Annotated in this window: 21 protein-coding genes, 1 tRNA gene and 1 riboswitch; of the genes, 12 read left to right on the plus strand and 10 right to left on the minus strand. The window is 65.9% G+C overall.

Going from position 1 to position 24810, the window contains the following annotated elements:
• Positions 1 to 1971: a glycosyltransferase family 2 protein gene (locus tag HND91_RS20945; RefSeq protein ID WP_181708558.1), complete on the minus strand. Its 1971-nt coding sequence runs from the start codon at positions 1969 to 1971 to the stop codon at positions 1 to 3.
• A complete protein-coding gene (locus HND91_RS20950) occupies positions 1971 to 3176 on the minus strand; it encodes an HlyD family secretion protein (protein ID WP_181708559.1) in 1206 nt (401 codons plus the stop codon). The genes HND91_RS20945 and HND91_RS20950 overlap by 1 nt, the downstream gene beginning before the upstream one ends.
• Positions 3177 to 3210: 34 nt before the next feature.
• Here HND91_RS20950 and HND91_RS20955 point away from each other — a divergent pair, with 34 nt between their 5' ends.
• From HND91_RS20955 to HND91_RS23380, 7 genes are all read left to right on the plus strand, one after another.
• Positions 3211 to 3456: a hypothetical protein gene (locus HND91_RS20955; protein WP_181708560.1), complete on the plus strand. Its 246-nt coding sequence runs from the start codon at positions 3211 to 3213 to the stop codon at positions 3454 to 3456.
• Between the two features lie 292 nt (positions 3457 to 3748).
• A complete protein-coding gene (locus HND91_RS20960; protein ID WP_181708561.1) occupies positions 3749 to 4939 on the plus strand; it encodes a phage integrase central domain-containing protein in 1191 nt (396 codons plus the stop codon).
• A 134-nt stretch (positions 4940 to 5073) separates the two neighbouring features.
• Positions 5074 to 5613: a hypothetical protein gene (locus HND91_RS20965; RefSeq protein ID WP_181708562.1), complete on the plus strand. Its 540-nt coding sequence runs from the start codon at positions 5074 to 5076 to the stop codon at positions 5611 to 5613.
• A 46-nt stretch (positions 5614 to 5659) separates the two neighbouring features.
• Positions 5660 to 5851: a helix-turn-helix domain-containing protein gene (locus tag HND91_RS23375; protein WP_210272822.1), complete on the plus strand. Its 192-nt coding sequence runs from the start codon at positions 5660 to 5662 to the stop codon at positions 5849 to 5851.
• A 113-nt stretch (positions 5852 to 5964) separates the two neighbouring features.
• Complete coding sequence (locus tag HND91_RS23270; protein ID WP_181708602.1) at positions 5965 to 6225, plus strand: helix-turn-helix domain-containing protein; 261 nt, start codon at positions 5965 to 5967, stop codon at positions 6223 to 6225.
• 592 nt (positions 6226 to 6817) lie between these two features.
• Positions 6818 to 8203, plus strand: a complete 1386-nt coding sequence (locus tag HND91_RS20980) for a tyrosine-type recombinase/integrase (RefSeq protein ID WP_181708564.1) — start codon at positions 6818 to 6820, stop codon at positions 8201 to 8203.
• Positions 8204 to 8689: 486 nt separating this feature from the next.
• Positions 8690 to 9262 (plus strand): tyrosine-type recombinase/integrase, encoded by a 573-nt coding sequence (locus HND91_RS23380; protein WP_425485515.1) that lies wholly within the window; start codon positions 8690 to 8692, stop codon positions 9260 to 9262.
• Positions 9263 to 10333: 1071 nt separating this feature from the next.
• On the opposite strand, the gene HND91_RS20990 is transcribed toward HND91_RS23380, so the two are convergent.
• A tRNA-Glu gene (locus HND91_RS20990) sits at positions 10334 to 10409 on the minus strand.
• A 117-nt stretch (positions 10410 to 10526) separates the two neighbouring features.
• A riboswitch (TPP riboswitch) is annotated at positions 10527 to 10634 on the plus strand.
• A 416-nt stretch (positions 10635 to 11050) separates the two neighbouring features.
• On the opposite strand from HND91_RS20990, the gene HND91_RS20995 reads away from it, so the two are divergent.
• A complete protein-coding gene (locus HND91_RS20995) occupies positions 11051 to 11800 on the plus strand; it encodes an ABC transporter permease (RefSeq protein WP_181708566.1) in 750 nt (249 codons plus the stop codon).
• 51 nt (positions 11801 to 11851) lie between these two features.
• A complete protein-coding gene (locus HND91_RS21000) occupies positions 11852 to 12796 on the plus strand; it encodes an ABC transporter substrate-binding protein (RefSeq protein WP_181708567.1) in 945 nt (314 codons plus the stop codon).
• 19 nt (positions 12797 to 12815) lie between these two features.
• Here the strand turns inward: HND91_RS21000 and HND91_RS21005 are convergent, their stop codons facing one another.
• The 3 genes from HND91_RS21005 to HND91_RS21015 form a co-directional block, all read right to left on the minus strand.
• Complete coding sequence (locus tag HND91_RS21005; RefSeq protein ID WP_181708568.1) at positions 12816 to 13382, minus strand: redoxin domain-containing protein; 567 nt, start codon at positions 13380 to 13382, stop codon at positions 12816 to 12818.
• 202 nt (positions 13383 to 13584) lie between these two features.
• Positions 13585 to 14496: an RNA polymerase sigma factor RpoH gene (rpoH, locus tag HND91_RS21010; RefSeq protein WP_181708569.1), complete on the minus strand. Its 912-nt coding sequence runs from the start codon at positions 14494 to 14496 to the stop codon at positions 13585 to 13587.
• Between the two features lie 186 nt (positions 14497 to 14682).
• Positions 14683 to 15735 (minus strand): RluA family pseudouridine synthase, encoded by a 1053-nt coding sequence (locus HND91_RS21015; RefSeq protein WP_181708603.1) that lies wholly within the window; start codon positions 15733 to 15735, stop codon positions 14683 to 14685.
• Positions 15736 to 15867: 132 nt separating this feature from the next.
• Between HND91_RS21015 and HND91_RS21020 the strand changes: the two genes are divergently transcribed.
• Entirely contained in the window at positions 15868 to 16221 is a 354-nt protein-coding gene (locus HND91_RS21020; RefSeq protein WP_181708570.1) for a hypothetical protein, read from the plus strand.
• A gap of 121 nt (positions 16222 to 16342) precedes the next feature.
• On the opposite strand, the gene HND91_RS21025 is transcribed toward HND91_RS21020, so the two are convergent.
• The 3 genes from HND91_RS21025 to HND91_RS21035 all read right to left on the minus strand — a co-directional run bounded on the left by HND91_RS21025 (position 16343) and on the right by HND91_RS21035 (position 20007).
• Positions 16343 to 18040, minus strand: coding sequence for a hypothetical protein (locus tag HND91_RS21025; RefSeq protein WP_181708571.1), 1698 nt, complete (start codon positions 18038 to 18040; stop codon positions 16343 to 16345).
• Positions 18041 to 18075: 35 nt separating this feature from the next.
• Complete coding sequence (locus HND91_RS21030) at positions 18076 to 19365, minus strand: adenylosuccinate synthase (protein WP_181708572.1); 1290 nt, start codon at positions 19363 to 19365, stop codon at positions 18076 to 18078.
• 192 nt (positions 19366 to 19557) lie between these two features.
• Complete coding sequence (locus HND91_RS21035; protein ID WP_181708573.1) at positions 19558 to 20007, minus strand: hypothetical protein; 450 nt, start codon at positions 20005 to 20007, stop codon at positions 19558 to 19560.
• A gap of 154 nt (positions 20008 to 20161) precedes the next feature.
• Here HND91_RS21035 and HND91_RS21040 point away from each other — a divergent pair, with 154 nt between their 5' ends.
• The gene (locus tag HND91_RS21040) at positions 20162 to 21097 is read left to right on the plus strand and encodes a DMT family transporter (RefSeq protein ID WP_181708574.1); all 936 of its coding nucleotides are present in this window, start codon (positions 20162 to 20164) and stop codon (positions 21095 to 21097) included.
• A 173-nt stretch (positions 21098 to 21270) separates the two neighbouring features.
• A complete protein-coding gene (locus HND91_RS21045) occupies positions 21271 to 22170 on the plus strand; it encodes a DMT family transporter (protein ID WP_343057447.1) in 900 nt (299 codons plus the stop codon).
• Positions 22171 to 22841: 671 nt separating this feature from the next.
• Here HND91_RS21045 and serA read toward each other — a convergent pair.
• Positions 22842 to 24428 carry a phosphoglycerate dehydrogenase gene (gene serA / locus HND91_RS21050; protein WP_181708576.1) on the minus strand — a complete coding sequence of 529 codons (1587 nt, stop codon included), beginning with the start codon at positions 24426 to 24428 and terminating at the stop codon, positions 22842 to 22844.
• Positions 24429 to 24810 lie beyond the last annotated feature (382 nt).

Here is a 24810-nt window from a genome sequence, read left to right on the forward strand (position 1 = left end):
TCAGCGGGTCAGGGTGCGGGCGAGCTCGCGGAGCATTCCCGCGACGTCGCCGAAGTCGGTGCCCGGAGTGGCCCGGGCGGTGTGCAGCTTGGCGATTAGGCTCGCCCGCTGGTCGGGGTCGGGCGATGTGCGCAGGCGCCAGCCGTCGCGGGTCGGCGCCGCTACCGTGGCGGGCAGCGCCCCGACGCCGCCGACGTGGAGCGTACCGGCGGTTCCCGTCCGGAACCCGGCAGGACCGCTGATCCGGGCGCCCTCGACGCCGAGGTTGACCATCCAGGCCGCGTGGTCGATCCCGTCGACCGTGAAGGTCACAGGCTCCACCACCTGGCGCTGGGGACGGTCGTAGCGCGGCCGCTCCACGCAGGCCGCGATGGCGACGAGAAGCACGAACAGGTTGTAGAGTGTCCAGAACAGGACAATGGCTATGCCGTCCCCCGCCGCCGAGGCGTGATTGAACAGGAAGTCCGACGTGAGGTTCACGGCCAGTCCCCCGACCGTGAGTCCGAACACCACCAGGAACGGCATCATCAGCGGCCACTGCACCACCGTGCGGCTCCGGTCCCCTCCTTTGGCGGTGACGCGGAACTTGTGGGGCCCGGGGGTCGCAAGCCCCATCGCCACCGCCCTGGTGATCGGCCAAGCCGCCAGGAGTTGCGCCACGTCGTTCACGATCGGGATGAACAATCCCTTGGAGATCCAGTTCAGGACGGCCAGCACGGCAATGTAGTAGGGGACGTAGTACTGGATGACCTCCGCCAGGCTGGCATCCACGACCTTCACGCCGCCCCACCAGTAGAGGAGCGGACAGAGGAGGCTCGCGAGCCGGAACAAGAAGGTTGTCGACCAGTAGAGCAGGGAATCCAGCACGCTCATCCGATGCCGCAGCGGCAGGCGATGGCCGCCCCAGGGCGGGTAGACGTCGCGGATGATCTGCATCATCCCGAGACACCAGCGGCCGCGCTGGACCACATATTCCTGGAGGCCCTCCGGTGCGAGGCCCTCGGTCAAAGGCTCGTTCAGGTAGACGGTGGACCACCCGGCCTCGGCGAGGCGCAGGGTGAGCAGGAAGTCTTCCGTCACGCTCTCGGTCGGCAGCCCGCCGATCGCCTTCACGGCCGACACCCGGACCATGGATGAGGTTCCGCAGCAGACCGCGATGCCCCAGGCGTCACGGGCGGGCTCCACATTGTCGAAGAAGTGCCGCTGTTCGTCCGGGTAGGCGGTGCTGATGCCGAGGTTGTGCTGGATCGGGTCCGGATTGAAGAAGTGCTGGGGCGTCTGGACGAGACCCACCGCGGGATCGTGGAACAGCGCCAGCGTCCGGCCGACGAAGTCCGTATGGGGCACGAAGTCCGCGTCGAGGACGGCGACGAAGTCCGGCCGGTCCGGCGCGGCGGCCCGCAGCGTCAGTGCGTGATTGATGTTGCCCGCCTTGGCGTGGGCGTTGTCCGGCCGCACGATGTAGCCGACCTTCAGTCGGTCGCAAGCGTCGCGCAGCCAGTCTCGCCGCCCGTCATCGAGAACGAAGATGCGCACGTGCAGATAGTCCGACGCCCGGGCGCCCACGATGGTGCGCTCCAGAACCTCGAGTTCCTCGTTGTAGGTGGCGATGAAGATATCCACCCGGGGCGGGGTGCCGGACCCCCACCAGGCGAGGTTGGCGTCCGCTTCGGCGCTGCGCGAGCGGACGCGGCAGAGGATCAGAAAGGCGAGCGACGAGGACAGGACCGTCAGCGCTTCCAGGATGGCGAAGCTCCAGCTCGCCACCGCGTCGGCCGTCCAGGCAAGCGGGGCGGTGGTCTCGGCGAGGCGCCAGACGACATACCGCCACGACAGCACCGCCGCGCCGAACAGGAGGAGGACGCGCCAGACCGTCCGGGCCGGGTTGAGGAAGGGCAGGACCGCGAACTGGATGCCGAGCACCACGGCCGCTGCGCCGAAGGCCGCGACAAGCGACGGTAGAACCAGCATCAGATGCCGTACCGTGCCAGGAAGCGGCGCATCTTGGCGATGGGCCCCGCGGTGAAGATAACCCGGCCGGTGCGGCCGATCGCGCAGACGAGGTCCGACTGCCCGGCCAGGTCGGGCACGCTGACCGTCACGTCGAACCGCTCCAGGTGTTCTTGGCTCGGCGCGACCGCCAGATTGTCGTAGAGGCTCGCCGCGCCCGAACCACCGAGCCGGATGACCGTGCCGCCGAAGATGCGATGATCGCCGAACAGCCTGAACTGGACCGGGTCGCCGATGGAGAGCCGGTCGTACAGGGCCTCGCTGACGCTCGCCGTCACCATCAGGGTGCTGCAGTCCGCGACTCGGACCAGTTCCTGCCCCCGATTGGCGTATTCGCCGTCGTCCACTCCGAACGTCCAGACCAGTCCGTCCACGCTGGAGGCGAGGCTTGCCGATGTCAGGCGGTTGATCCGCACGCGTTCGGCCTGGATCTGCCGCTCGAATTCGGCGAGCCGGGCGTCGATCCGGACGCGCTCCGCGTCCAGCTCGGCGAGACGAAGGTCGAGTTCCCGCGCCCGCTGGGCCGAGACGGGGGCATCGTTGCTGGAATCGCTGAGGAAGACGCCTTTGCGCGCCGAGGCGAGCTCGACCGCTATGTAGTTGCTGCGGTGCCGGGCGCTTTCGCGCTCCTGTCGGGCGACGTCGAAGGCCGCCTGGCTGCGCTCCAGGCTGGCTTCCGTCTGGACGCCGCGGCCACTGAGGTCGGAGGAGCGGCCGAGAATGCCTTCGGCCTCGCGCAGGCGCGCCTCGGCGGCATCCTCCGCCGCCCGGGCTTCCGCCGCCCGAGCCTCGATCTGAGTGATGCGGCCTTCCTTGTAGGCGGCGAGCTGAGACAGGAAACCGTCGCGCGCAGTCGTGATCGTGGCCGTCTGAGAGGCGACCCGCTCCCTCTCGATCCGGGTCTCGTCGCGCTGGTGCTCCAGATCGATCAGCCGGGCGGTGTCGAACCGGCTGTCCGCGATGTCGGCAACCAGTTCGCCCCGCTTGATCCTGGCGCCGATCGCCCGGACCGCCAGAGACACCTCTCCCTGGATCGGCGCCCGGACCGAGGTAACCCGCGAATTCAGGGTCGCGTCCGCCGACGTTCCGGCGAAATACTCCCCGACGAGTATGTAGAGCCCTCCAACCAGCAGGAGCAGTCCGAACACAACCCGCAACAGACGCATGAGCCCCTCATGAGTCAAGGAGCCCCCCAGGCGTATGTCCCTCATCCGGTTTAAGGAATCTTTTAAAAGCCACGAAGGAAGCGATTCAACGACTTCGCAGATCGGCCTGCTCGCGCCAGGGCCTCAGCGCCGCATTCGGCTGATTGGCGTTCCGACTGCGGCGTTGTTTCCGCCGGCCTATCCTGGCGGAGGAAATCTGATCCTCGGCCGATTGATCTCTCACGCCCAGGCCGCGACCCGGGCTGAATCCTGCGAGGAAGAGATTGACCGGTCGGCCTGACAGCAGACGTGCTCGGACCTACCGCGCTCACTGAGAGCCGAAACCGCGAAGCACGTACTTCTGCGAACCAAATCGCGGGCGACACGCGCCTGAGCGCGAAGAAGCCGCAGAGTTCGGCGGCTTGCGTCCAAAGCTGGCGGAGAGAGAGTCCGCCTAACTAGTGTCCGCATTCATTCGCTATCGTCCGAAAAGTCCTAAAGTTTCAGCAATCTCCTGCCCCCAAAAGGCTACCAGCGCCCGTACTCATTCGCTACAATCCAGCTCTTCGTGTGGGGCCGGAAGTGGGGCCGATGTGGCGCGAGTGACAAAGAGACTTAGCGCGAGAACAGTGGCAACTGCTGCTGTTGGCAAGCATGCGGACGGAGATGGGCTGTACCTGTCTGTCACAAAGGAAGGCACAGGCGAACGTCGGCGATGGCTGCTTTATTTTATGTGGGAGGGCAAACGTCGCGAGATGGGGCTTGGCTCAGCTCGCGAGGTATCACTTGCGAATGCTCGTGAGTTGGCAGCGGCAGCCCGTCAGAAGGTCCGTGACGGCATCGACCCTATCGCGACCCGTAACTCCGAACTCGCCAAAGTTCCGACTTTCGGAGAAATGGCAGATACCTACATTGAAGCCATGGCGCCGCAGTTTCGAAATGCCAAGCACGTTGACCAATGGCGCATGACGCTTCGCGAGTATGCTGGGCCGATACGTTCGAAGCGCGTGGATCTAGTCACGACGGAGGACGTCTTATCCGTTTTAAAGCCGATCTGGTCAACAAAGGCCGAAACGGCTTATCGTCTCCGCGGCCGCATTGAGCGAGTTTTGAATGCCGCCAAGGCCAAAGGTTATCGGTCCGGCGAGAACCCGGCCGCGTGGCGCGGGCACTTAGCGAACCTTTTGCCGAAGCGCCACAAGCTGACCCGCGGCCATCATGCGGCAATGCCCTATGCTGATGCCCCGGCCTTTTTAGCAAAGCTGCGAGCGAGGGACGGTGTCGCGGCACTAGCGCTCGAGTTTACGATCCTGACTGCTGCTAGATCAGGCGAAACTCGCGGAGCGACCTGGCAGGAAATAGATCTTATCTTAAAGGTATGGACAATCCCAGCTCACCGGATGAAAGCCGGCCGCGAGCATAGGGTGCCGTTGTCAGCGGGTGCTTTGGCCATACTCAATCGGCTGGCAGAATTCGGGTCAGAGTCTAGCCAATTCGTGTTTCCAGGCAACAAGATCGGTCGCCCACTATCGGTCATGGCTCTAGATATGTTGCTGCGACGAATGCAGGTCGACGTTACCGTGCATGGGTTTCGCTCGGCGTTTCGCGACTGGTGTGGCGAAGAAACGTCCTATCCTCGCGAGATTGCCGAAGCCGCGCTGGCACACGTCGTTGGGGACCAGACCGAAAGAGCGTACCGCCGGGGCGATGCTCTTCGGAGAAGACGTGATCTGATGTCGGCTTGGTCGGATTTTCTGGAAGCAGCGAGTACTGAAGAATGTTGAAGCGACGGTACATTCTTATAAAGCAAATACATGCTGAAGAACTGATCCGAATATGCAATCCTGGTCCCGCGTATCGAACTTCACTAATCAAAGACATAACTTATTGAATCAACGAGGTTAACAGCGGAAACGACATGTCCTTCAGACCGAAAATATACTCTAATTTCAGTGATTTAAAACTACAAATTACTGAGATAGAGAATCTTTCTGGGCTTCTACTGCAGAAAATGCTGCACAGATCATCTGGTGGTTTGGTTTTTTCGATAAGTGACTATATCGAAATGGTTGGTAAGTTCGACTGCAGTGTAGAGGCAAATAATCTAGTCGCGTTACAGAAAGCCTGCTCAGTAACGAGAGAACACATCGAATCACGAGTAAAAATTGGAAGACCTATATCCAGAGATAAAGAGGTTATTGTCAGTCAATTATCTTATTTAATTTCAGCTATCGAGAGATATGGCGGAAAAGCTTCTGTCAATAATCCCGAAATTTCAGAAGGAGGATCACTCACTGCCGTTCTGAACTGCTTAAAAAAGTGGGGTTATCTTACAAACAAGAGATTGGCAAACAGCGCGTACAGTCATACTAAAGAAGCCCGCAGCCGGGTAAACCGACGAAACAAAGCTCGCAAGAAAGTGGATGTCGCTTCCATCGTATTAAAAGCGAGGACATGAACGGTCACGCGTGGCTAACAAAGGTCCTCCATGAATGGAGGCGTCTATGCTGTCAACAAATGAGCCATTAGCCTATCGCATCGCAACTGCCTGCCAAGTTCTCGGCATTGGGCGAACGAAGCTCTACAGCCTTATCTGCAACGGCGAAATTCAGACAATAAAGATCGGCCGCCGTGTACTTGTCCCGCGCACCGAATTAGAAGCGCTGCTGCGTCGATTACAGTCGGAGAAATCCTAATGGCTGGCCGGCGACAACCGGCAAGGCCGAAAACTAGGCCCGATTCCAAGAGGGGCCCAGGATTGCCGCCGCACGTCAAACATCACCAGAACGGCGATTGCGAAACCGGGCCGATGATTGGTCGGGCAGACACTCAACCTTGCAGCTCGCGCGATACCGCCGATCTGGGGCCATGTGGTTGTGCGCCAGCAGTTGCGCTTCAGCCCTCTAGTCTCCTAAAGCTTGCCGATGCAGCCGACGTCCTCGGCGTCTCGATAAGGACGATCCGCCGGCTGTACGAAGCCGGTGAGCTCCCCGTCGTACGTGTTGGTCGGCAGATCCGGGTGTCGCCTTCAGATCTCAATCGATTCATCGGTGACCGTCGACGGCACTGAGTAGCTCTGTCCAGTTATGTCCCCCTAAAATCCTGTAAACAGGACAGTAGTGAAACAGTATCGCCTTGCGTGAGGGGAAGACAAAATGGACCTATTTCACGAATCTGCTAATCTGATACCCCGAGTCTACACGAGGGCACCTATGTCCACCTATAATCATCACGAAGAGCACTTCCGTCGTTGTTTTCCCGACATGTTCAGTGACGATGCAACTGCCAGCGCAAGCTCGGACGAGCCCATTGTCTCCGGACAGAACGCGGAAAAGCTTCGGACTGTTAGCGTTGGGCCTGCGCTTTCGGAACAGCCAGAGCACGCGGAGCTCTTTCGCCCTGGGGGGGCTGTAACTCTCGCGGACGTCGAAACCCGCGTGCGCGTTGAGCCTCCAACGATCCGGCGGCGTGATACACTGTCCGCATAGCGAGTTGTCTTCTCTCGGGTAAAAGGAACCGACGCGCTGCCTGCAACTGCGGAGGCCGTCCGCCGCCTGTTTGCCGAAAGCGGGCCCACGGCGCTGGGCGTTACCGAGCCACGGTGGCGCAACCTGCGCTCCCTTATAGTCACCACCACAAAGCGCTATGGTATGAGGCGGCGTATGCTCACGAAGCACTTGCCGTTGTCGCCGGCTTGGGACGATCTTTTCAACCTCCTCCAAAGTGAGGAGCGTCACGCCCTCTCGCGCTTGGCACGCTATTGCACGGCTATCGGCATTGCCCCCGGTAAAGTCGACAAGGAAACGCTCCTTGGTTTCTACAACGCTTTGGTTGCAGAATCCTTCGTCAAGTGTCCCCGGAAAATACTGAAGCATACGATCGCGCTGGCCAACATGGCCGGCAAGCGCCTTTCTGGTGAGTGGCCGGTCCCACGACTCTCATCTCCGTTCAAGACTCAGCCGTTCATGATGCCGTTATCGGCCTTCCCGGCGAGCTTCGGTGAGGACGTGGAGTGTTGGGTAACCTCTGCAACCACTGCGGACCCGCTTAACCTGCGCGCTCGAATAAAGCCTGCGCGCCCGGCAACGATCAAGAGCGCCGTCTATCACATTCGCCGAGCAGCATCAGCGCTCTTCCGTGAAGGGCATCTCAGGATAGAGGAGATCACGAGCCTTGCTGTTCTTGTCCAACCTGCGAATTTTGTGAATGCGCTCCGGGCCTTCTTACCAGCCGATTCAAGTTCACCTCCGACCGATGCGGCGAGGATCGCGCGGACACTGGTCGGAATCGCGAAGAGCCATGTTGCTGTCGAAGAAGCGGTACTTGCTCAACTGAAAGCCGTATCGAGGCGCCTGCAACAGCGTCTCCCCCCGGGCATGGGAAAGCGGCACCGAGAGCGTGTCGAGCAGTTCGACGATCCGGAGAATGTGCGCCGGCTTCTGCGCTTCCCGGCTGAGGAAGCGGCTCGCGCTCTCCAGCAAAAAAACACTGAGCGCCGGGCCCGCGGCATCGAGCGGTCGCTGGCAACGGCCATCCTAGTCGATACGGGTCTCCGCTTACACAGTCTGCGGACCCTTAGGACCGATACAAGCTTTCGGCGAGCCAATGGTGTCGTCTTCCTCCACGTTCACCGCGATCAGAGCAAGACAGACCGACCGCTCGATTACATTCTCCCCACGGCAACCGTCGCCCTCCTTGACGAATATCTGCGCGACCACCGCCAGATCTTGTCAGGCTCGGATGGACCATACCTGTTTCCGGGAAGAACGGGCGACCCGAAGTCCGAGAGCGCAATGAGGAACTGCATATCTGAGCCGCTTCACCGGCACACCGGGATCAGGCTCAACCCTCACGCCTTTCGTCATGTTATCGGAAAAATTGTGGTCGAACGCGATCCCAGTGCATATGCCATCGTTTCACGTCACCTCGGCCATACGTCCCTGAACACGACCCTCGGCTCCTATCTCGGCACAGAGACAAAAGTCGCAAGCCGGCACCTTCACAAGATCATCGATGAAGCCCGGAATGGGCTGCCGACGGAGGTATAGCCTGTGCCGCGGGAATACATCGCTACCCGTCAACTACCATTCAGCGCTTGGCCCGCCGCTGACCGGCGAGCTTGGCAGCACTTGTTTCGCGAGGGAGATCTCCTGACAGATGCCGGGTCTGGGTCGCACTGGGCGGCGGCCACTCGACAGACGAACCGGCGCCACTATGGCTGCTTTCTCAAATGGCTTGAACGTAACGGCCGCTTAGACGAAACAGCCGACCCGGCGGAGCGCATATCACCAGAATCGTTGGACGCGTACGCGCGAAGCATATTGTCTGAGCTCGCGCCCAAAACCGTTGAAAGCTCGCTCGTTGGCCTGAAGGTAGTGGCGAAGGCGCTCGCACCTGGCAAGGACTGGCGCTGGTTCGACGCGATCACTGCTCGCGTAAAGCAGTGGGCACGTCCATCTCGCGATCCAGACGCCTGCTTTGTCTCGATAGAAAACGTTTACGCCGCATGTCTCTCCGAGCTTTATCGGCTCAGGATGCGGGCTCTGACGAGCGTCAGAGCTCGTCTTAACTACCGCGACACGCTTATGGTAGCGCTATTTACGGTGGCCCCGATCAGAATCCGCAACATGGCCATGATCGATGTTGGCGTTCACTTGATCCAGCGGGATCAAGCCTACGAGCTTCGGTTCGCTGCGGACGAGACGAAGAACAGCCGGCCTCTCAGGCTGCACATCACTCCGGAATTAACACCACTCATAAGCTACTACATCGAACGCGTTCGGCCGTGCTTCCCCACATGCGGTTCCGCCGTACTTTGGCTCCGTCACGATGGCGGACGACTTGCGACAAATTCTATCTACCAGCGGGTAATTGCCAGAACACGGCAGCTTGTTGGCCGGCCGATCCACCCGCACCTATTCCGCGCTATTGCGGCGACTGCGATGGCGGGTCACTCGCCGGATATAGCTCGATTAGCTGCGCCGCTACTTGGGCATGCGCACTTTAGCACTACTGAACGCTATTACATTCGCTCGCGGCAATTTGCTGCCAGCCGAAAGGTCGCAGATATAATCAATAAGATAAGATCCGGCGAAGAAATCTGCTAGCTTACCAACCTCATAAAACTAGAGTTGGTTTCGATATGCTATCATTCCGGCGCCCTGCTTTATTCGCCGACATCATCACCCGCAACTTTGCAACTCCAGACGTCGTGTAAACAGAATACTGAAAGGGCCGACAATAGGGAATCTGTTAAGGGTAGACAGCATGTCTGCCCGGAAAACCTCCAGGGCTAGCGAAGAAATTCTGGCAGAGCTACTCCGCATAAGTTCGCGCCACGTTATGCGTGCACGATCTGCAATCAGGATCTCAAGAAGGACAAGTTCGCCGTCTTCGCTGCTCCCACGGGCGACGCGATAAGTGAGTTCGATCGAACTTGGCCGATTGAGACTCCTGTGCCGGCGGGCGACCACGTTCTGATCGACGTACGCCATGAGAATCCGACCGATTACTTGCAGATCGACCTTGAGACCGGAATTATGGTGCCGATTCACCCCCAAGGGCGACTCCGCCGACGCGCGGAGTATACCATCCGGTTATTCAACCTTTATTCGGACGCACTGAACAAAGCCAGAAAGAGCGCGGTCCGAAGCATTGTCGCTTATGCTTCGCGCTACATCGCGGCACTCGATGCTGGCGACACAATCGGAGCAAGTTTGATCCTCGCCGAACTTCTGGAGTTTCCTCACCCATCCGTCGCATTCGAAATCCGACGGAAAAGCGCATCCGTCCGAGTCCTTGCCGACATGGTGGCGAGGTTGCCCGCCGAATTCGGGACGTGGCCGCGATAAACAGGCAGTCTCAGTGGTCGTCGCGAAATCCGTCGTACCGCAGCGCCCGGCCCGCGCGGCTCAGTCACCGCGAAGCGGCCTGCCCCCTGAAAAGCGGTCCTCCCACCGGGCCGGCATACCGCAGATGCAGAACACAACCTTGCGAGCGCTGGCGGGCGATACTAGCCGGCTTGCGAATGCGGGAGAGAGCGACAACAGGACGTACTCCTGTGTCGTTTTTCTTGCATCCGGATCGGCAAGCTACCGATGTTGATTGCCGTCTGCAGCCGTTTATTTGACGGATTTTTGGTGTTTCCGGCTCGCTTAGGGCTAAGTGCCTGAAAATATTGGCGCTCCCTAGGGGACTCGAACCCCTGTTTTCGCCGTGAGAGGGCGACGTCCTAGACCGCTAGACGAAGGGAGCGTCGGGCACTTGGGTGCCGTGCGGTGGGCGGGATATAGCGGGCCGGGCGGGGCTGCGCAAGAGGCAATTTGTGCGCCGGGTCATCTTGCGGGGCGGGATCGTCCGCGCCATAACAGAAGCCGTTCCGAGGGGTGCTCTTCTTGAGCTGAGATGGTCCGGCAGCGGACCGAACCCTTCGAACCTGATCCGGGTCATGCCGGCGAAGGGACGGAACAGCGTGCGGACCGGGCTGAACGTCAGCGCGCGCCGCAAGCCCCCTCTCCTTCCGTCGTCCTGCATGGCCCCTCCCGCGGCTCGATCCGAGCCGCCGACAGGCGGAGTGTCCGATGGCGGACGGCGACGGGACACGAGACGGCGGGCGCCGAGCGGCCGAGGCGGCGATAGGCCAGGCTGCCGAAGGGCGGCCCGCAACCGAGGCGGCGCCGGGCCCTGCGTTCAACGGGCGGCCGGCGGCCGAGCCACTGTCAGGCCGTGTCCCCGACAGGCACGCGGCGGACGGATCGGGCCGAGCGGCCGCATGCCATGACGTCCGGGTGGGCGCTCAGCCAAAACGCCCGTTTGCTCGCCACCACCTCATCGCCACGGATCGGTTCGAACCGGGAACGACCGGCGGCGGCCGAGGTCGGTCGCGGATCGCCACCATGGCAGGGGCGCTGGCGCGGGCGGGGGTGATGGCCGTCGTGGCGCTCGGCGCTTGGCAGGCGGCGGTCGTGGTCCTCGACGTGCCAAGCTTCCTGCTGCCGAGCCCGGCGCGCGTGGCCGAGACCGCCCTCGCCCAGCATCGGCGCCTCCTCGCCGAAGCGGCCGTGACCTTCGGCGAAATCCTGATCGGACTTGCGGCCGGCATCGCTTTCGGCGTGCTCACCGGCCTCGCCGTCGCGTCGTCCGCCGCCGTGTCGCGCCTGCTCACGCCGCTCCTGGTGGTCAGCCAGGCCCTGCCGGTGTTCGCCCTCGCCCCGCTCCTCGTCCTGTGGTTCGGCTTCGGGCTCGCCTCCAAGATCGTGATGGCGACGTTGGTGATCTATTTCCCGGTGGCGTCCGCGCTCGCGGACGGCCTGTCCCGGACGGACCCCGGCCTCCTGGACATCGCCCGGCTGTCCGGCGCCGGCCGCTGGCGCACCCTGGCGCTCATCCGCTTTCCGGACGCGCTTCCGGCGCTCGTCACCGGGATCCGGGTGGCGGCCGTGTTCGCCCCCATCGGGGCGGTCATCGGCGAATGGGTGGGCGCGTCCCGGGGGCTCGGGCTGCTGATGATCCAGGCGAACGCCCGCATGCAGACCGACCTTCTGTTCGCCGCCCTCGCGCTTCTGGCGCTCGCCACCCTGCTGCTCCGCGCGGCGGTGGAGGCCGCCACGGCGCGCCTTATTCCGTGGGTCGAGCCGCCGCGCTGACGGCCCGCACCTGCCCCGCCCCGTCCTGACAAGAAGAGGATGCCTTTCCCCATGAAACTGCCCATTTTGGCGGCCGCCCTGGTCGCGGCGCTCGCCAACACTCCCCTCCCCGCGCGCGCGGCCGACAGCCTCACCGTTCTGCTCGACTGGTTCGTCAACCCAGACCACGCGCCCCTGGTGGTGGCGCGCGAGGGCGGCTACTTCGCCCGCCACGGTCTCGACGTGACGCTGGTGCCGCCCGCGGACCCGTCCCAGCCGCCGCGGCTGGTCGCGGCCGGCCAGGCGGAGGTGGCCGTGCACTACCAGCCGAGCCTGCAGCAGGACGCGGCGGCCGGCCTGCCGCTGGTGCGCTTCGGCACGCTCGTGGAAACCCCGCTCAACACGCTCACGGTGCTGAAGGACGGGCCCGTCACGTCGCTGGAGGATCTGAGAGGCAAGCGGATCGGCTATTCGGTGTCCGGCTTCGAGGACGCCATGCTGGGCCAGATGCTCAAGTCGGTCGGCCTCGGCCTCGACGACGTCGATCTCATCAACGTCAACTTCGCCCTCTCGGCGTCGCTCATCGCCGGCCAGGTGGACGCGGTGATCGGAGGCTACCGCAACTTCGAGCTCACCCAGTTGCGCCTGGAGGGCAAGGAAGGCGTCGCCTTCTTCCCGGAGGAGCACGGCGTGCCGCCCTACGACGAACTGGTGCTGGTCACCCACGCCGATCTTGCCGGCGACGGCCGGCTGCCCCGCTTCCTAGCGGCCATCGAGGAGGCGACGCTCTTCCTCACCAATCACCCGGACGAGGCTTGGAGCCTCTTCATCAAGGCCCACCCGGATCTCGACGACGAACTGAACCGGACCGCCTGGGCGGACACGCTGCCCCGGTTCGCCAAGCGTCCGGCCGCGCTGGACGTGGGGCGCTACGAACGGTTCGCGGCCTTCATGGTGGAGAGCGGCCTCGTCAAGGCGATGCCGCGTGTGGAGAGCTACGCCCGCACGGTGCGCTGACGCGCAAGCGGCCGGGCGGTCACTCGGCCGCCTGGCGCGTCTCGCCGGTATAGTCGCCCCGCGGCTGAGCCCCGGTGGCGATGATGGCGTCGAGGCCGGCGAGCACGTCCTCCAGGCGCGGCCGCGCGAACGGCAGGGTCTGAAGGATGCCGGCGAAGAGGGTGTTGTCCGGCCGAACCAGGAAGAGCGCGGGCTCCACGAAGAAGGCCGGCTCCTCGACGCCGCCATCGCCCACGGCGCGACCCTCGGACACGTAGAGGCCCCAGGCCCGCGCCTGATCGAGGGTCAGTCCCCAGCAGAGGGTGATCTCGTCGATGCCCCAGGTCTCGGCCGCCCGCTCGGCGCGCTCGCGGCTGTCGGCGGAGACGGCGATCACGCGCACGCCCCGCTCCCGGAAGGCGGCGGCGTGCGCCTCCCATTCCTGGAGCTGCACCTTGCACGACGCGCAGTGAAGCCCCCGGTAGAACAGCACCAGGGTGAAATTCTTCGGCTTCTGGTCGCAAAGGCGCCAGCACGGCCCACCGACCGTTCCAACCCGGAGCGGGGGAACGGGCGCCCGGGGCATGAGGCGCGCGAAATCGGCCATCGTGTCGAAACTCCCAACGAGAACGTTCGACCCTTGAGGTGGACCTTAGTCGATCACGGATTAAGGAGAAACGACTTCACGTTTAGGGGAGATCAAAAGGCCGTGGGCGAACGGCCGGGGCCCTGCACCGGAGAGGCTCTGGCAGCCGGACGATCCGCCGCCCGGAGCGGGCGGCGGCATCGTGGGACAATCCGGCCGGGGGTCAGGCCGGAACGCGCCTGTCGGCGTCCAGCGCGCGGGACGCCGTCTCCGCCGCCATCTTGCGGACGGAGTCCTGGACCTTCTCGAAGGCGCGGACCTCGATCTGTCGAACCCGCTCCCGGCTGACGCCGAACTCGGTCGACAGATCCTCCAGGGTCATCGGCTCCTCGGCGAGGCGGCGCGCCTCGAAAATGCGCCGCTCCCGATCGTTGAGCACGCCCATGGCGTTCTTCAGCATGGTGCGCCGCTGGTCGAGCTCCTCGCTTTCGGCCAGCACGGTCTCCTGGTTGTCGCGGTCGTCCACGAGCCAGTCCTGCCACTCGCCGCCCTCGCTGTCCGCCCGAAGCGGCGCGTTGAGCGACGTGTCGCCGGACAGGCGCCGGTTCATCGACACGACGTCCTCCTCGGTGACGCCGAGCTTTTCGGCGATCGCCGTCACCTGGTCGGGCTTCAGGTCGCCTTCGTCGAGCGCCTGGATCTGGCCCTTCACCTTGCGCAGGTTGAAGAACAGCCGCTTCTGGTTGGCCGTGGTGCCCATCTTCACGAGCGACCAGGACCGAAGGATGTATTCCTGGATCGACGCCTTGATCCACCACATGGCGTAGGTGGCGAGCCGGAAGCCCTTCTCGGGATCGTAGCGCTTCACCGCCTGCATCAGGCCGACGTTGCCCTCGGAGATCACCTCCCCGATCGGCAGTCCGTAGCCGCGGTAGCCCATGGCGATCTTCGCCACGAGACGCAGGTGCGAGGTCACGAGCTTGTGGGCGGCCTCGCGGTCGTCATAGTCGAGATACCGCTTGGCGAGCATGTACTCTTCCTGCGGCTCCAGCATGGGGAACCGGCGGATCTCGTCGAGATAGCGGCTGAGGCCGCCTTCCCCGGCCGCAAGGACCGGCAGTGATGTCTGGGCCATGGTGTGCACCCCTCCTTGCGGAAGCGGTACGCGATGGAACAGCCCCCACGGCAGTCCAGGTCCGCTCCCTTGTCCCGGTTCCCGAATGAGACGCACGGCAAACCGGGTGGCACCCGCCTGACGCGGCGTACCAGCGTTGAAATATAGGGACGATCATGGCCAAAACACGAGGGGACGGCGGAAGTTTCACAAACTCCTGAACGCCTCGACGAGAGTTTCCATGTCGGCGGGCAAATCGCTCTCGAACCGCAGGATCTCGCCGCTGACCGGATGTTCGAACGCGATCAAGAAGGCGTGAAGCGCCTGGCGGGGGAAGGCCCGGACCACCGGCGCCACCGCCTCCGGCAGCGTGTTGATCTTGGTCAGGAAGCCGCGGCCGTAATCCTGGTCGCCCACGAGCGGGTGGCCGGCCGCCGTCATGTGGACACGGATCTGGTGGGTGCGGCCGGTCTCCAGGTGGCATTCGACCAGCGACGCGACGGCATTGCGGCCGGCCTCCGCCGGAAAGCGTTCCGCCACCTCGTAGTGCGTGATCGCCTCTCGGCCGCCGGTGCGCAGCACGGCGATCTTGGTCCGGTCCGTGTTCGACCGGCCGAGCGGCGCGTCGATGGTGCCGCGGAACGGCTCCGGACTGCCCCAGACCAGCGCCAGATAGGCCCGCTCCAACGGCCCGGTCCGGCCATGGTCGGCGAACTGGGCGGCGAGGCCCTTGTGGGCCCGGTCCGTCTTGGCCACCACCATCAGGCCGGTCGTGTCCTTGTCGAGACGGTGCACGATCCCGGGCCGACGCACGCCGCCGATCCCGGACAGGCTCTCGCCGCAGTGGTGGATCAGCGCGTTGACCAGGGTGCCCGTCCAGTTGCCGGCCGCCGGATGGACCACGAGTCCGGCCGGCTTGTCGATCACGATCAGGTGCTCGTCCTCGTAGACCACGTCGAGCGGAATGTCTTCGGCGACGGGCTCGGCCGGCTCGGCCGGCGGAAGCCGCAGGTCCACCACCGCACCGGCCTTCGCCTTGCGGGACGGGTCCGACACCGGGACGCCGTCGAGCATCAGGTGCCCCTCCTCCACCAGCGCCTTCAGCCGCGACCGGCTGACCGACGGGAAAAGGCCCGCGAGCGCCTTGTCGAGGCGCTGCCCGGCCGCCTCCGCGCCGATCACGCCGTGGAGCGCCTCGTCCGCCGCCGCGTCGTCCGGGTCCGCCGCAAGGTCCAGGTCGTCGAGGTCGTCGCTGTTCATCATGGCCCTGCCCTGACGCGCGGCCGGGCGTGGGGCGCCTTCGGCTCGACGCGTGACGGCGTCGACAAGCGACGCCCTGTTGCGATACACGGCGCGGGACTAGCCCATTTAGCGCTGAAGGAAAAGCCGACCATGGCCGACGCCCGGGACGACAAGGAAGACGAAGCGCCGCTCGACCCGGCCATGGAGCGCGTCCAGCAGAAACTGCGCAAGCTGATGCTCGTTTCCGGCATCACGCTCGGCGTCGGCTTCCTGGCCGTGCTGTTCGCGGTGATCTGGCGGGTGAACCGCCTCGACGACGACGCGCCCCGGGGTGAGGCCTTCCGGTCCACCGTGGAGGTGCCGGCCGGCTCCACCCTCGTCGACACCGCTGTCGACGGCGACCGTCTGGCGGTGACGGTGGACGGCCCCGGCGGGCGGTCCGTGCACCTCTTCCACATGCCGAGCGGCCGGCTGATCGGGTCGACCACGCTCCTCGCCCGTTGACAGGCCGGGCGGCCGGAGCGCGGGCCTTTCCGCCACCGGCCGTCCAATGCGCCGGTCAGGCGGTCACCGCCCCCAATCCGCCGGTCAGGCGGTCACTGTCCCCAAACCGCCCGACGGGCGGTCACTGTCCCCAAGCCGCCAGGGCCTGCGTGAAGGCCTGGTCCCCGGGGGTGCCCTTCACGAACGTCAGGATGGCGCGGCGGCGGTTGCCGTAGCGGATCGGCACGTCGAACCATTGGCGCTCGCGCAGAAGCGCCACGTTCCGCGCCGTGTCCTGCTCCGTGCCCGACAGCGCGAGCCAGAAGAAGTTGTCCTGCACCTTCGCGACGGCGCCGATCAGCGGGTCGCCGCGGGCGTCTTCCGTCTGCTTCAGTATCAGTCCCGGCGTCGTGTCGATCGACCGACCGGCGAAATCGTCCGGCAGGGCGAACTGCATCTCGATGATGTGGCTGGCGGGCAGCGCCTGGTCGGTGTTGCGGCGCATCTGCATGGTCAGCTTGATGCCCCGGTCGGGAATGTCGATGGTGGCGCGGATCTGCGGCACCGGCGCATCGCCCGTGAAGCTCGGCTCGTTGACGAACTGCCAGAGCACCTGTCCCTCGGCGCGCGCGCCGTCGGCCCCGGGAATCGGCTCCTCGTAGAGGATGGCGCGCTGCGCCACCAGCACCGTCTGGCCCGACTGGCCGGCCGGAGCCGGAGCGGCCGCCGCTGGCGGCGGAACTGCGGGAGCCGGCTCCGGAGCCGCCTCGGCGAGCGGCTCCGGGGCCGGCGCGGGTTCTTCCGGCGGGGCGTCGGATGGCGGCGTGACCCGCTCGGTCTGGACGGCCCGCGCATCCGGGGCGACCGGTTCGGCGGGCTCGCCGTCCTGCGGCAGACGGTCGGGGATCTTCGCCTCCAGGCCGTCCTGCCCGGTGGTGCGCGTCTCCGCAACCGGCGGCTCGTCGCCCGGCGCGGCGGTCTCCACGACCGGATCGCCGCCGAGGAAACTGTCCCGGTTGACCCAGGCGAAAACACCGCCCGCCAGAAGGACGACGCCGAGTATCAGCGCCGCCACCAGTTTCAGGTTCACCTTCGGGCTCTGGGGCCGGATGATCCGGGCCGGACGCGGCGCGTTGCGTCCGGCTGCGGCGGCGGGAGCCTCGCCCCGGGGTGGCAGATCGGCGCCGAGCGGCGCATCCATGAAGCCCGGCTCGACCTTGGTCTCCGGAAGCCGCTCGTTCCCGTCGTCCATGGCGCCACGGGCCGACTGCACGGCCTGCGCACTGGCGCTGCCGAGAGCTTCGGCCTCGTGCACGGTCTTCGACAGGGATGAGAGGCCCGCGTTGATCTTCGGATCCGCCGCCGCGGGACGGGCCGACGCGGGCTCGCCGCCGGCGATCCCGGACGGCTTGGGGGGCGTCGCGGGCGGCGTCTGGCGGACCGGCGGCGGGTCGACCCGCGCCGCGGCGGGCGATGGAGCGCGAACGTCGGGTTTCGGCGTCTCGGCCCTCGGCGGCGCGGCGGGCGCCGGTTCCGGCGCTTCGGCGGGCCGGGTGTCGACCCGAACGGCCGGCACCGCGACGGGCGTCGCGGCCACCGCCTCGGCGACCGTCGGCAGGCCGAACGCGGCCCCGGCCATCTCGCTTTCGATCCGCCGTATTGACTCCTCCAGCTGCAACCGTTGGTCGGTGATCTCGGCCTGGGTGAGCGGAGGCTCGTAGGATTTCAGCTGGCTGACGAGGGCGGCTCTCGCTTTCTCGTAAACCGCGCGGCGGGCCTCGCCGCTGTTCGTCTGCAACGAACCGATCGCGCGCTTGAGAACCGGATAGTAATCAGCCATCGATGGGAATCTCGCCAGCGTTGCTGGTTCAAGGGTTAATCCTGAAAAGGATCCTGGACAAGGATCGTGTCGAGGCGATCGGGGCTCGTCGACAGCATCGCGACGGGCGCTCCGATCAACTCTTCAACATAGCGCACGTACTTGACCGCCTGGGCCGGCAGATCGGCCCACGAGCGGGCGCCGCGCGTGGTTCCGGACCAGCCTTCGAGCGTCTCGTAGACCGGTTCCACCTTGGCCTGCGCCTCCTGGCTGGCCGGCAGGTAGTCGATCGTCTTCCCGTCAAGCTTGTAGCCCACGCAGACCTTGATCTCCTCCAGCCCGTCCAGCACGTCGAGCTTGGTCAACGCGATCCCGTTGATCCCCGAGACGCGGACGGTCTGCCGGACGAGCACCGCGTCGAACCAGCCGCACCGCCGCTTGCGCCCGGTGACCGTGCCGAACTCGTGGCCGCGGGTGCCGAGGAACTCGCCCACCTCGTCGGTGAGTTCGGTCGGGAACGGCCCCTCGCCGACGCGGGTCGTGTAGGCCTTGGTGATGCCGAGCACGTAGGAGAGCGCGCCCGGGCCGAGGCCCGAGCCGGTGGCCGCCTGGCCGGCCGTGGTGTTCGACGAGGTCACGAACGGATAGGTGCCGTGGTCGTTGTCGAGGAGCGCGCCCTGCGCGCCCTCGAACAGGATGCGGGCGCCGGAGCGGCGCTTCTCGTCGAGAAGCCGCCACACCAGGTCCACATAGGGCAGCACCTTGTCGGCCACTTCCATCAGCTCGGCGTGGATCGTCTCGACCGCGATCTCCGGCTGGCCGAGGCCGCGGCGAAGCGGATTGTGGTGGGCGAGCAGGCGCTCGATCCGCGCGGTCAGCACGTCCTTGTCGGCAAGGTCCATCACCCGGATCGCCCGGCGTCCGACCTTGTCCTCGTAGGCGGGGCCGATGCCGCGCTTCGTGGTGCCGATGCGGGTGCCGGTGTTGGACGTCTCGCGCAGTTCGTCGAGCTCCCGGTGGAGCGACAGGATGAGGCTGGCGTTCTCGGCGATGCGCAGGTTTTCCGGCGTCACGGTCACGCCCTGGCCGGATAGCTTCTCCACCTCCTTCACGAAGGCGTGCGGATCGAGCACGACGCCGTTGCCGATGACCGATAGCTTGCCGCGGACGACGCCGGAGGGAAGCAGCGAGAGCTTGTAGGAGACGCCGTCGATCACCAGCGTGTGGCCGGCGTTGTGTCCACCCTGAAACCGGACCACCACGTCCGCCCGTTCGGAGAGCCAGTCGACGATCTTGCCCTTGCCCTCGTCGCCCCACTGGGAGCCAACCACTACCACGTTCGCCATCGGCCGACCGGTCCTGTTCTCAAACGCCTCTGAGGCGCGTCGGGCAGACGCTTCTCGACACCCTCGCGCGCACGGAAAGCCCCGATGCCGGCGCGGCACCGAGGCGGGCGGACTATAGACCGCCCGCCTGCGCATTCCAACCGCATGGGTGTGGGAAATATCGGGTTATGCCGACATGAAGGCGAATGCGGGTCAGGCGTGGCGAAGGGCCTTGGCGAGCTTGCGCAACTGCTTGGCCGAGAGGCCCGCGAGGAGGTCGTCCTCGGGGCCGGCCTTGCCCTTCCGACGGCCGGTGTCGTCGCCGAACTGCCCCGCATGGACGTTGGATCCGTCGCCGGACCCGTCATGGTCCGCGGCGACGCCGTGGCGCAGCCGATCGGACGCCGAGTGGAGCACGTGGACGACCGATTCCACCGTGTGGCCGGCCACCGACTTCGCCGCCCCGACGACGCCCGAACCGGTGCTGACCGCGGCCGCCTTGGGGAATTTGGTGATCAGCGTGGTCGCCGCCGCGGTCAGGGCGGCGGCCGCGATCTCGCGCCCGATCGGGGTCGAGATGAACCGGCGCAAGGCCTTGCCGGCGGGCTTGGAGAGCTTCAGGCCGGCGACCTTGGCCGAACCGGATTTCTTCTTCTTGGCCATGATGATCGTCCTCTTCTTCCGGAACAGAACGTCCGCTGTCGGGCCGGGTTCCGGACCGCCGGCCGCGCCCGCGCGGCGCGACCTCGCCGATTTTTCCCCCATGGATCACGCCGAGCGTCCCGGTTATGAAGACCGCCCACGAGAGAACCCGCCGATGCCCGCCGGCCGCGCCCGAATCGCCTCCCGCCTGTTCGACAACGCCTACTTGGTCCTCGCGGGCGCCAGCCTCTTCTGGGCCGGCAACGTGATCGCCAGTCGCATCGCGGTCGGCGACGTGTCGCCCATGGCGTTGACCACCTATCGCTGGGCGGCCGTGCTTCTCCTCCTTCTGGTGCTCGCCCGGAAGGCCGTCCGGCGGGACTGGCCGGTCCTCAAGACGCGTCTCGCCTATGTGGCCGTGATGGGGACGCTCGGCTTCACGGCCTTCAACGCGCTCTACTACGTGGCCGCCCATTTCACGACCGCGGTGAACATGGGCATCATCCAGGGCGGCATCCCGGGCCTCGTCTTCATCATCGCCTACATGGCCAAGGGCACGACGGCCGGCCGCGCCCAGATCCTCGGCATGGCCGCCACCCTCGTCGGCGTAGCGGTGGTGGCGACCCGGGGCGACCTCGCCGCCGTCACGACCCTCGGCTTCAACTTCGGCGACCTCCTGATGGTGGGCGCCTGCCTCGCCTATGCGGTCTACACGGTCTGGCTTCCGGACCGCCCCAAGGTCGGCGCGCTCACCTTCTTCGCCGGGCTCGCCGTCGCGGCCTTCCTGTCGTCCCTGCCGCTCCTGGCGATCGAGATCGCGAGCGGCCACTATCAGGCGCCGACGCCGGTCGGTCTCGCCACCATCGCCTATTGCGCCGTCTTCCCGTCCGTGCTCAGCCAGATCTTCTTCGTGCGCGGCGTGGAGCTGATCGGCCCCGGCCGGGCCGGCGTGTTCGTGAACCTGATCCCGGTGTTCGCCGCGGTCCTCGCGGTCCTCGTCCTCGGCGAGACCTTCCACCTCTACCACGCCGCCGCGCTCGCCCTGGTGCTCGGCGGCATCCTGTTCGCCGAACGGTCCGGCAAGGCCCGCGCGGCCGCCTCGGCCCGCTGACCGCCGCACCACTTCGTATGGGAAGAATGCCGAACGGAGCGGGAATCGGGTGGCGCCGACCCGTCCCGTCCGTCATCGAGCCTAACCGCCGCTCTCCACCGCCGCTCGCCACCGCCGCTCGCCACCGCCGCTCCGGGCCGCCACCGCCCGATCATCCCGAGGGGTCTGATCCCGTGTCCCGTACCGCCTGGATCCTGCTGCTGACCCTCTCCCTCCTTTGGGGCGGGTCCTATCTCTCCGCCCGGGTGGCGGCGCCCGTGCTGCCGCCCTTCACGCTCGTCTTCCTGCGCTGCGCGCTCGCGGCCGTCGCCCTCCTCGTCATCCTGAAGGCAAGCGGCGCCCGGCTCGGCTGGACCCGACGCCAGGTGATCGACTACGCCGGCATGGGCCTTCTCAACAACGTCATCCCGTTCGCGCTCATCTTCTACGGCACGTCCCAGATCGGCGCCGGCCTCGCCTCCATCCTGAACGCCACCACGCCCATCTTCACCGCGCTCGTCGCCCACGCGTTCACGAGCGACGAGAAGCTGACGGCGAACAAGACCGTCGGTGTGATCCTCGGCTTCGTCGGGGTCGCCGAGATGCTGGGCCTCGGCGCGCTCGCCGACCTCGGCGGCCATCTGGAGGCGGAACTCGCCTGCCTCGCCGCGGCCGTCTCCTACGCCGTCTCCACCCTCTGGGGCCGGCGGTTTCGCGGCCAGCCGCCCATGGCCACCGCCGCCGGCCAGCTGAGCCTGTCGAGCCTCATCGTGCTGCCGCTGATGCTCGCCGCGGAAGCGCCCTGGACCCTGCCGATGCCGCCCGGCGACGTCGCCGCCGCCGTCCTGTTCCTCGCCTTCGGGGCGACGGCCCTCGCCTATATCCTGTTCTTCCGCATCCTCACCCTCGCCGGCTCGAACGTGATGCTGGTGACCTTCCTGGTCCCGGTCAGCGCCATCCTGCTCGGCGTCCTGGTGCTGGGCGAGACCCTGCAGCTCCGCCACTGGGTCGGCATGGGCCTCATCATGGCCGGGCTCGTGGCGATCGACGGGCGGCTGTGGCGGCAAGTCTCGCGCCGGTTTGCGGGCGCATGATAAAAATGACAAGATCCCGTCCGAAACCCACGTCGAGGCGGGGAGGTCGCCAGTGCAGCGCCGTATCGGATTCCTCGGAGCACTCGGCATCCTTCTCGGCATACTGACCGGCTGCATGACGGCCCCGGACTATGCCAGGCTGAGCGCAGGCGACATCGCCGCGCAGGTCAAAGTCCGGGAGACGCCATTCGACCGCCAGATCCTTGTGGTCGGACCGCCGATCGCCGGACCTCTTCTGCCAGCGGCGGTGACCTATTTCGTCCGCAGCGGCATCGCCAAGGACGACGGCGCGGAATGGCACCAGTTCTATGCCGAGGTCGAATACGACGACTACGGATATCAGGACTACAAGACCGCGAACTTCACCGAAGGCGAGCCACGGCCGATCAAGTCGATCTACCGCGAACGCCGATCGTGCTTCGAGGGATCCTGCATTCGCGAGGAGGTTCTGGGCGTGAACCTCGCCCGGGCCGATCTCGCCACTGGGAAGGATCTCGCCGTGCGTCTCGATGCCAGAGGCGGCGACCGCGTGGTGCTCGTTATCCCGGCCAGCTATCTGGCCGCCTATCTGGCGGTCGTGGACCGGGAGGCGAGCCGGGTTCCGGCGCCGGCCGCCGACGCCGTCCCGAACGATAGCTGGCCGGCCCGTCGTCGACAGGCCGGCCGAAGCGTCAGAACGTCAGCGCCTTCGCCTGGCGCACGGCCGGGATCTGCTGGATCTTCTGCAGGATCTCGGCCGGGACCGCGCCGTCAACCTCCACGAGGCAGATGGCGTCCTCGCCCTGGCGGTGACGGCCGAGGGCGAAGGTGGCGATGTTGACGCCGGCGTCGCCGAGAAGGCTCGCGAAGCGGCCGATGAAGCCCGGCTTGTCCTCGTTGGTCACGTAGATCATCGAGGGGGCGAACTCCGCCTCCATCTTGATGCCCTTGATTTCCACGATGCGCGGCCGGCCGTCGGCGAACACGGTACCGGAGACGGAGCGCTCCTGCCGGTCGGTCACCACCACGAGGCGGATGAGGCTCTCGTAGTTCTCGGCCATCTCGCGCCGGACCTCCGCCACCTGGATGCCGCGCTCCTTCGCCATCACCGGCGCGGACACCATGTTGACGGTCTGGAGGAGCGGCCGGAGCACGCCCGTGAGGCCCGCCGACGTGAGCGCGCGGGTGTTCATGCCGGCCACGTCGCCCTCGTACTCGATCCGGATCGCCTTGATGCCGGTCTCGGTGAGTTGGCCGGCGAAGGAGCCGAGCAGTTCGGCGAGCTTGACGAAGGGTGTCAGGCGCGGCGCCTCCTCGGCGGTGATGGACGGCATGTTGAGGGCGTTCTGCACCGCGCCCTTCATCAGGTAGTCCGACATCTGCTCGGCCACCTGCAGCGCCACGTTCTCCTGCGCCTCCGTGGTGGAGGCGCCGAGATGGGGCGTCGCCACCACGTTCGGGTGGCCGAACAGCGGGTGCTCGGTCGCCGGCTCCACCTCGAACACGTCGAGGGCGACGCCCGCCACGTGACCGGAATCGAGCGCGGCCTTGAGGTCCGCCTCCACGATCAGGCCGCCGCGCGCGCAGTTGATGATGCGCACGCCCTTCTTCATCTTCAGGAGCGCCGAGATGTCGATGATGTTGCGCGTCTTCTCGGTCAGCGGCGTGTGCAGCGTGATGAAGTCGGCGCGCCGGAACAACTCGTCCAGTTCCACCTTCTCCACGCCGAGGTCGATCGCCCGCTCCTGGCTGAGGAAGGGATCGTAGGCCACCACGTGCATCCGGAGCCCGATGGCCCGCTCGGCCACGATGGAGCCGATGTTGCCGCAGCCGATCACGCCGAGGGTCTTGGAGGTCAGCTCCACGCCCATGAAGCGGTTCTTCTCCCACTTGCCCGCATGAGTGGACGCGTTCGCCTCCGGGATCTGGCGGGCGAGGGCGAACATCATGGCGATCGCGTGCTCGGCGGTGGTGATGGAGTTGCCGAACGGCGTGTTCATGACGATCACGCCCTTGGCGGTCGCGGCCGGCACGTCGACGTTGTCGACGCCGATGCCGGCCCGGCCGATCACCTTCAGGCGGGGCGCCGCGGCGATCACCTTCTCGGTGACCTTGGTGGCGGAGCGGATGGCGAGACCGTCGTAGTTGCCGATGATCTCCAGGAGCTTGTCCTTGTCCTTGCCGAGATCCGGCTGATAGTCGACCTCGACGCCGCGGTCCTTGAAGATCTGGACGGCGGTCGGGGAAAGCTTGTCGGAGATGAGGACGCGAGGGGCCATGGCGGTGGTGTCCTTGCGAGGGGCGCGCGGGCGCCGGGGGTGAACGGGGGGTGGTATCGGGCTTGTGAGGGCGGACAGGTCGCGTGTCGGCTGGCAGCGAAGAAGGCGAGGCGTCGGGGGCGGCGGAGGCGAGTTATCGGCTACGGGTGGTGGTTCACCCCCTCTCCCCAACCCTCTCCCTCAAGGGGAGAGGGGGTGCGGTGGTGCGGGGAGAGGGGAGCGCCCTATCCTTCATCCGCGACGGGCCCCCTCCCCCCTTGAGGGGGAGGGTTGGGGAGAGGGGGGAACCTCCGCGGAATCAGGAAGGCGTGAACCTCCGCGGGATCAGGAAACCGTGAACCTCCGCGGAAGCCGGAAACCGTGAACCTCCGCGGAAGCCGGT

Source organism: Chthonobacter rhizosphaerae (assembly GCF_013839525.1).
GTDB lineage: Bacteria > Pseudomonadota > Alphaproteobacteria > Rhizobiales > Pleomorphomonadaceae > Chthonobacter > Chthonobacter rhizosphaerae.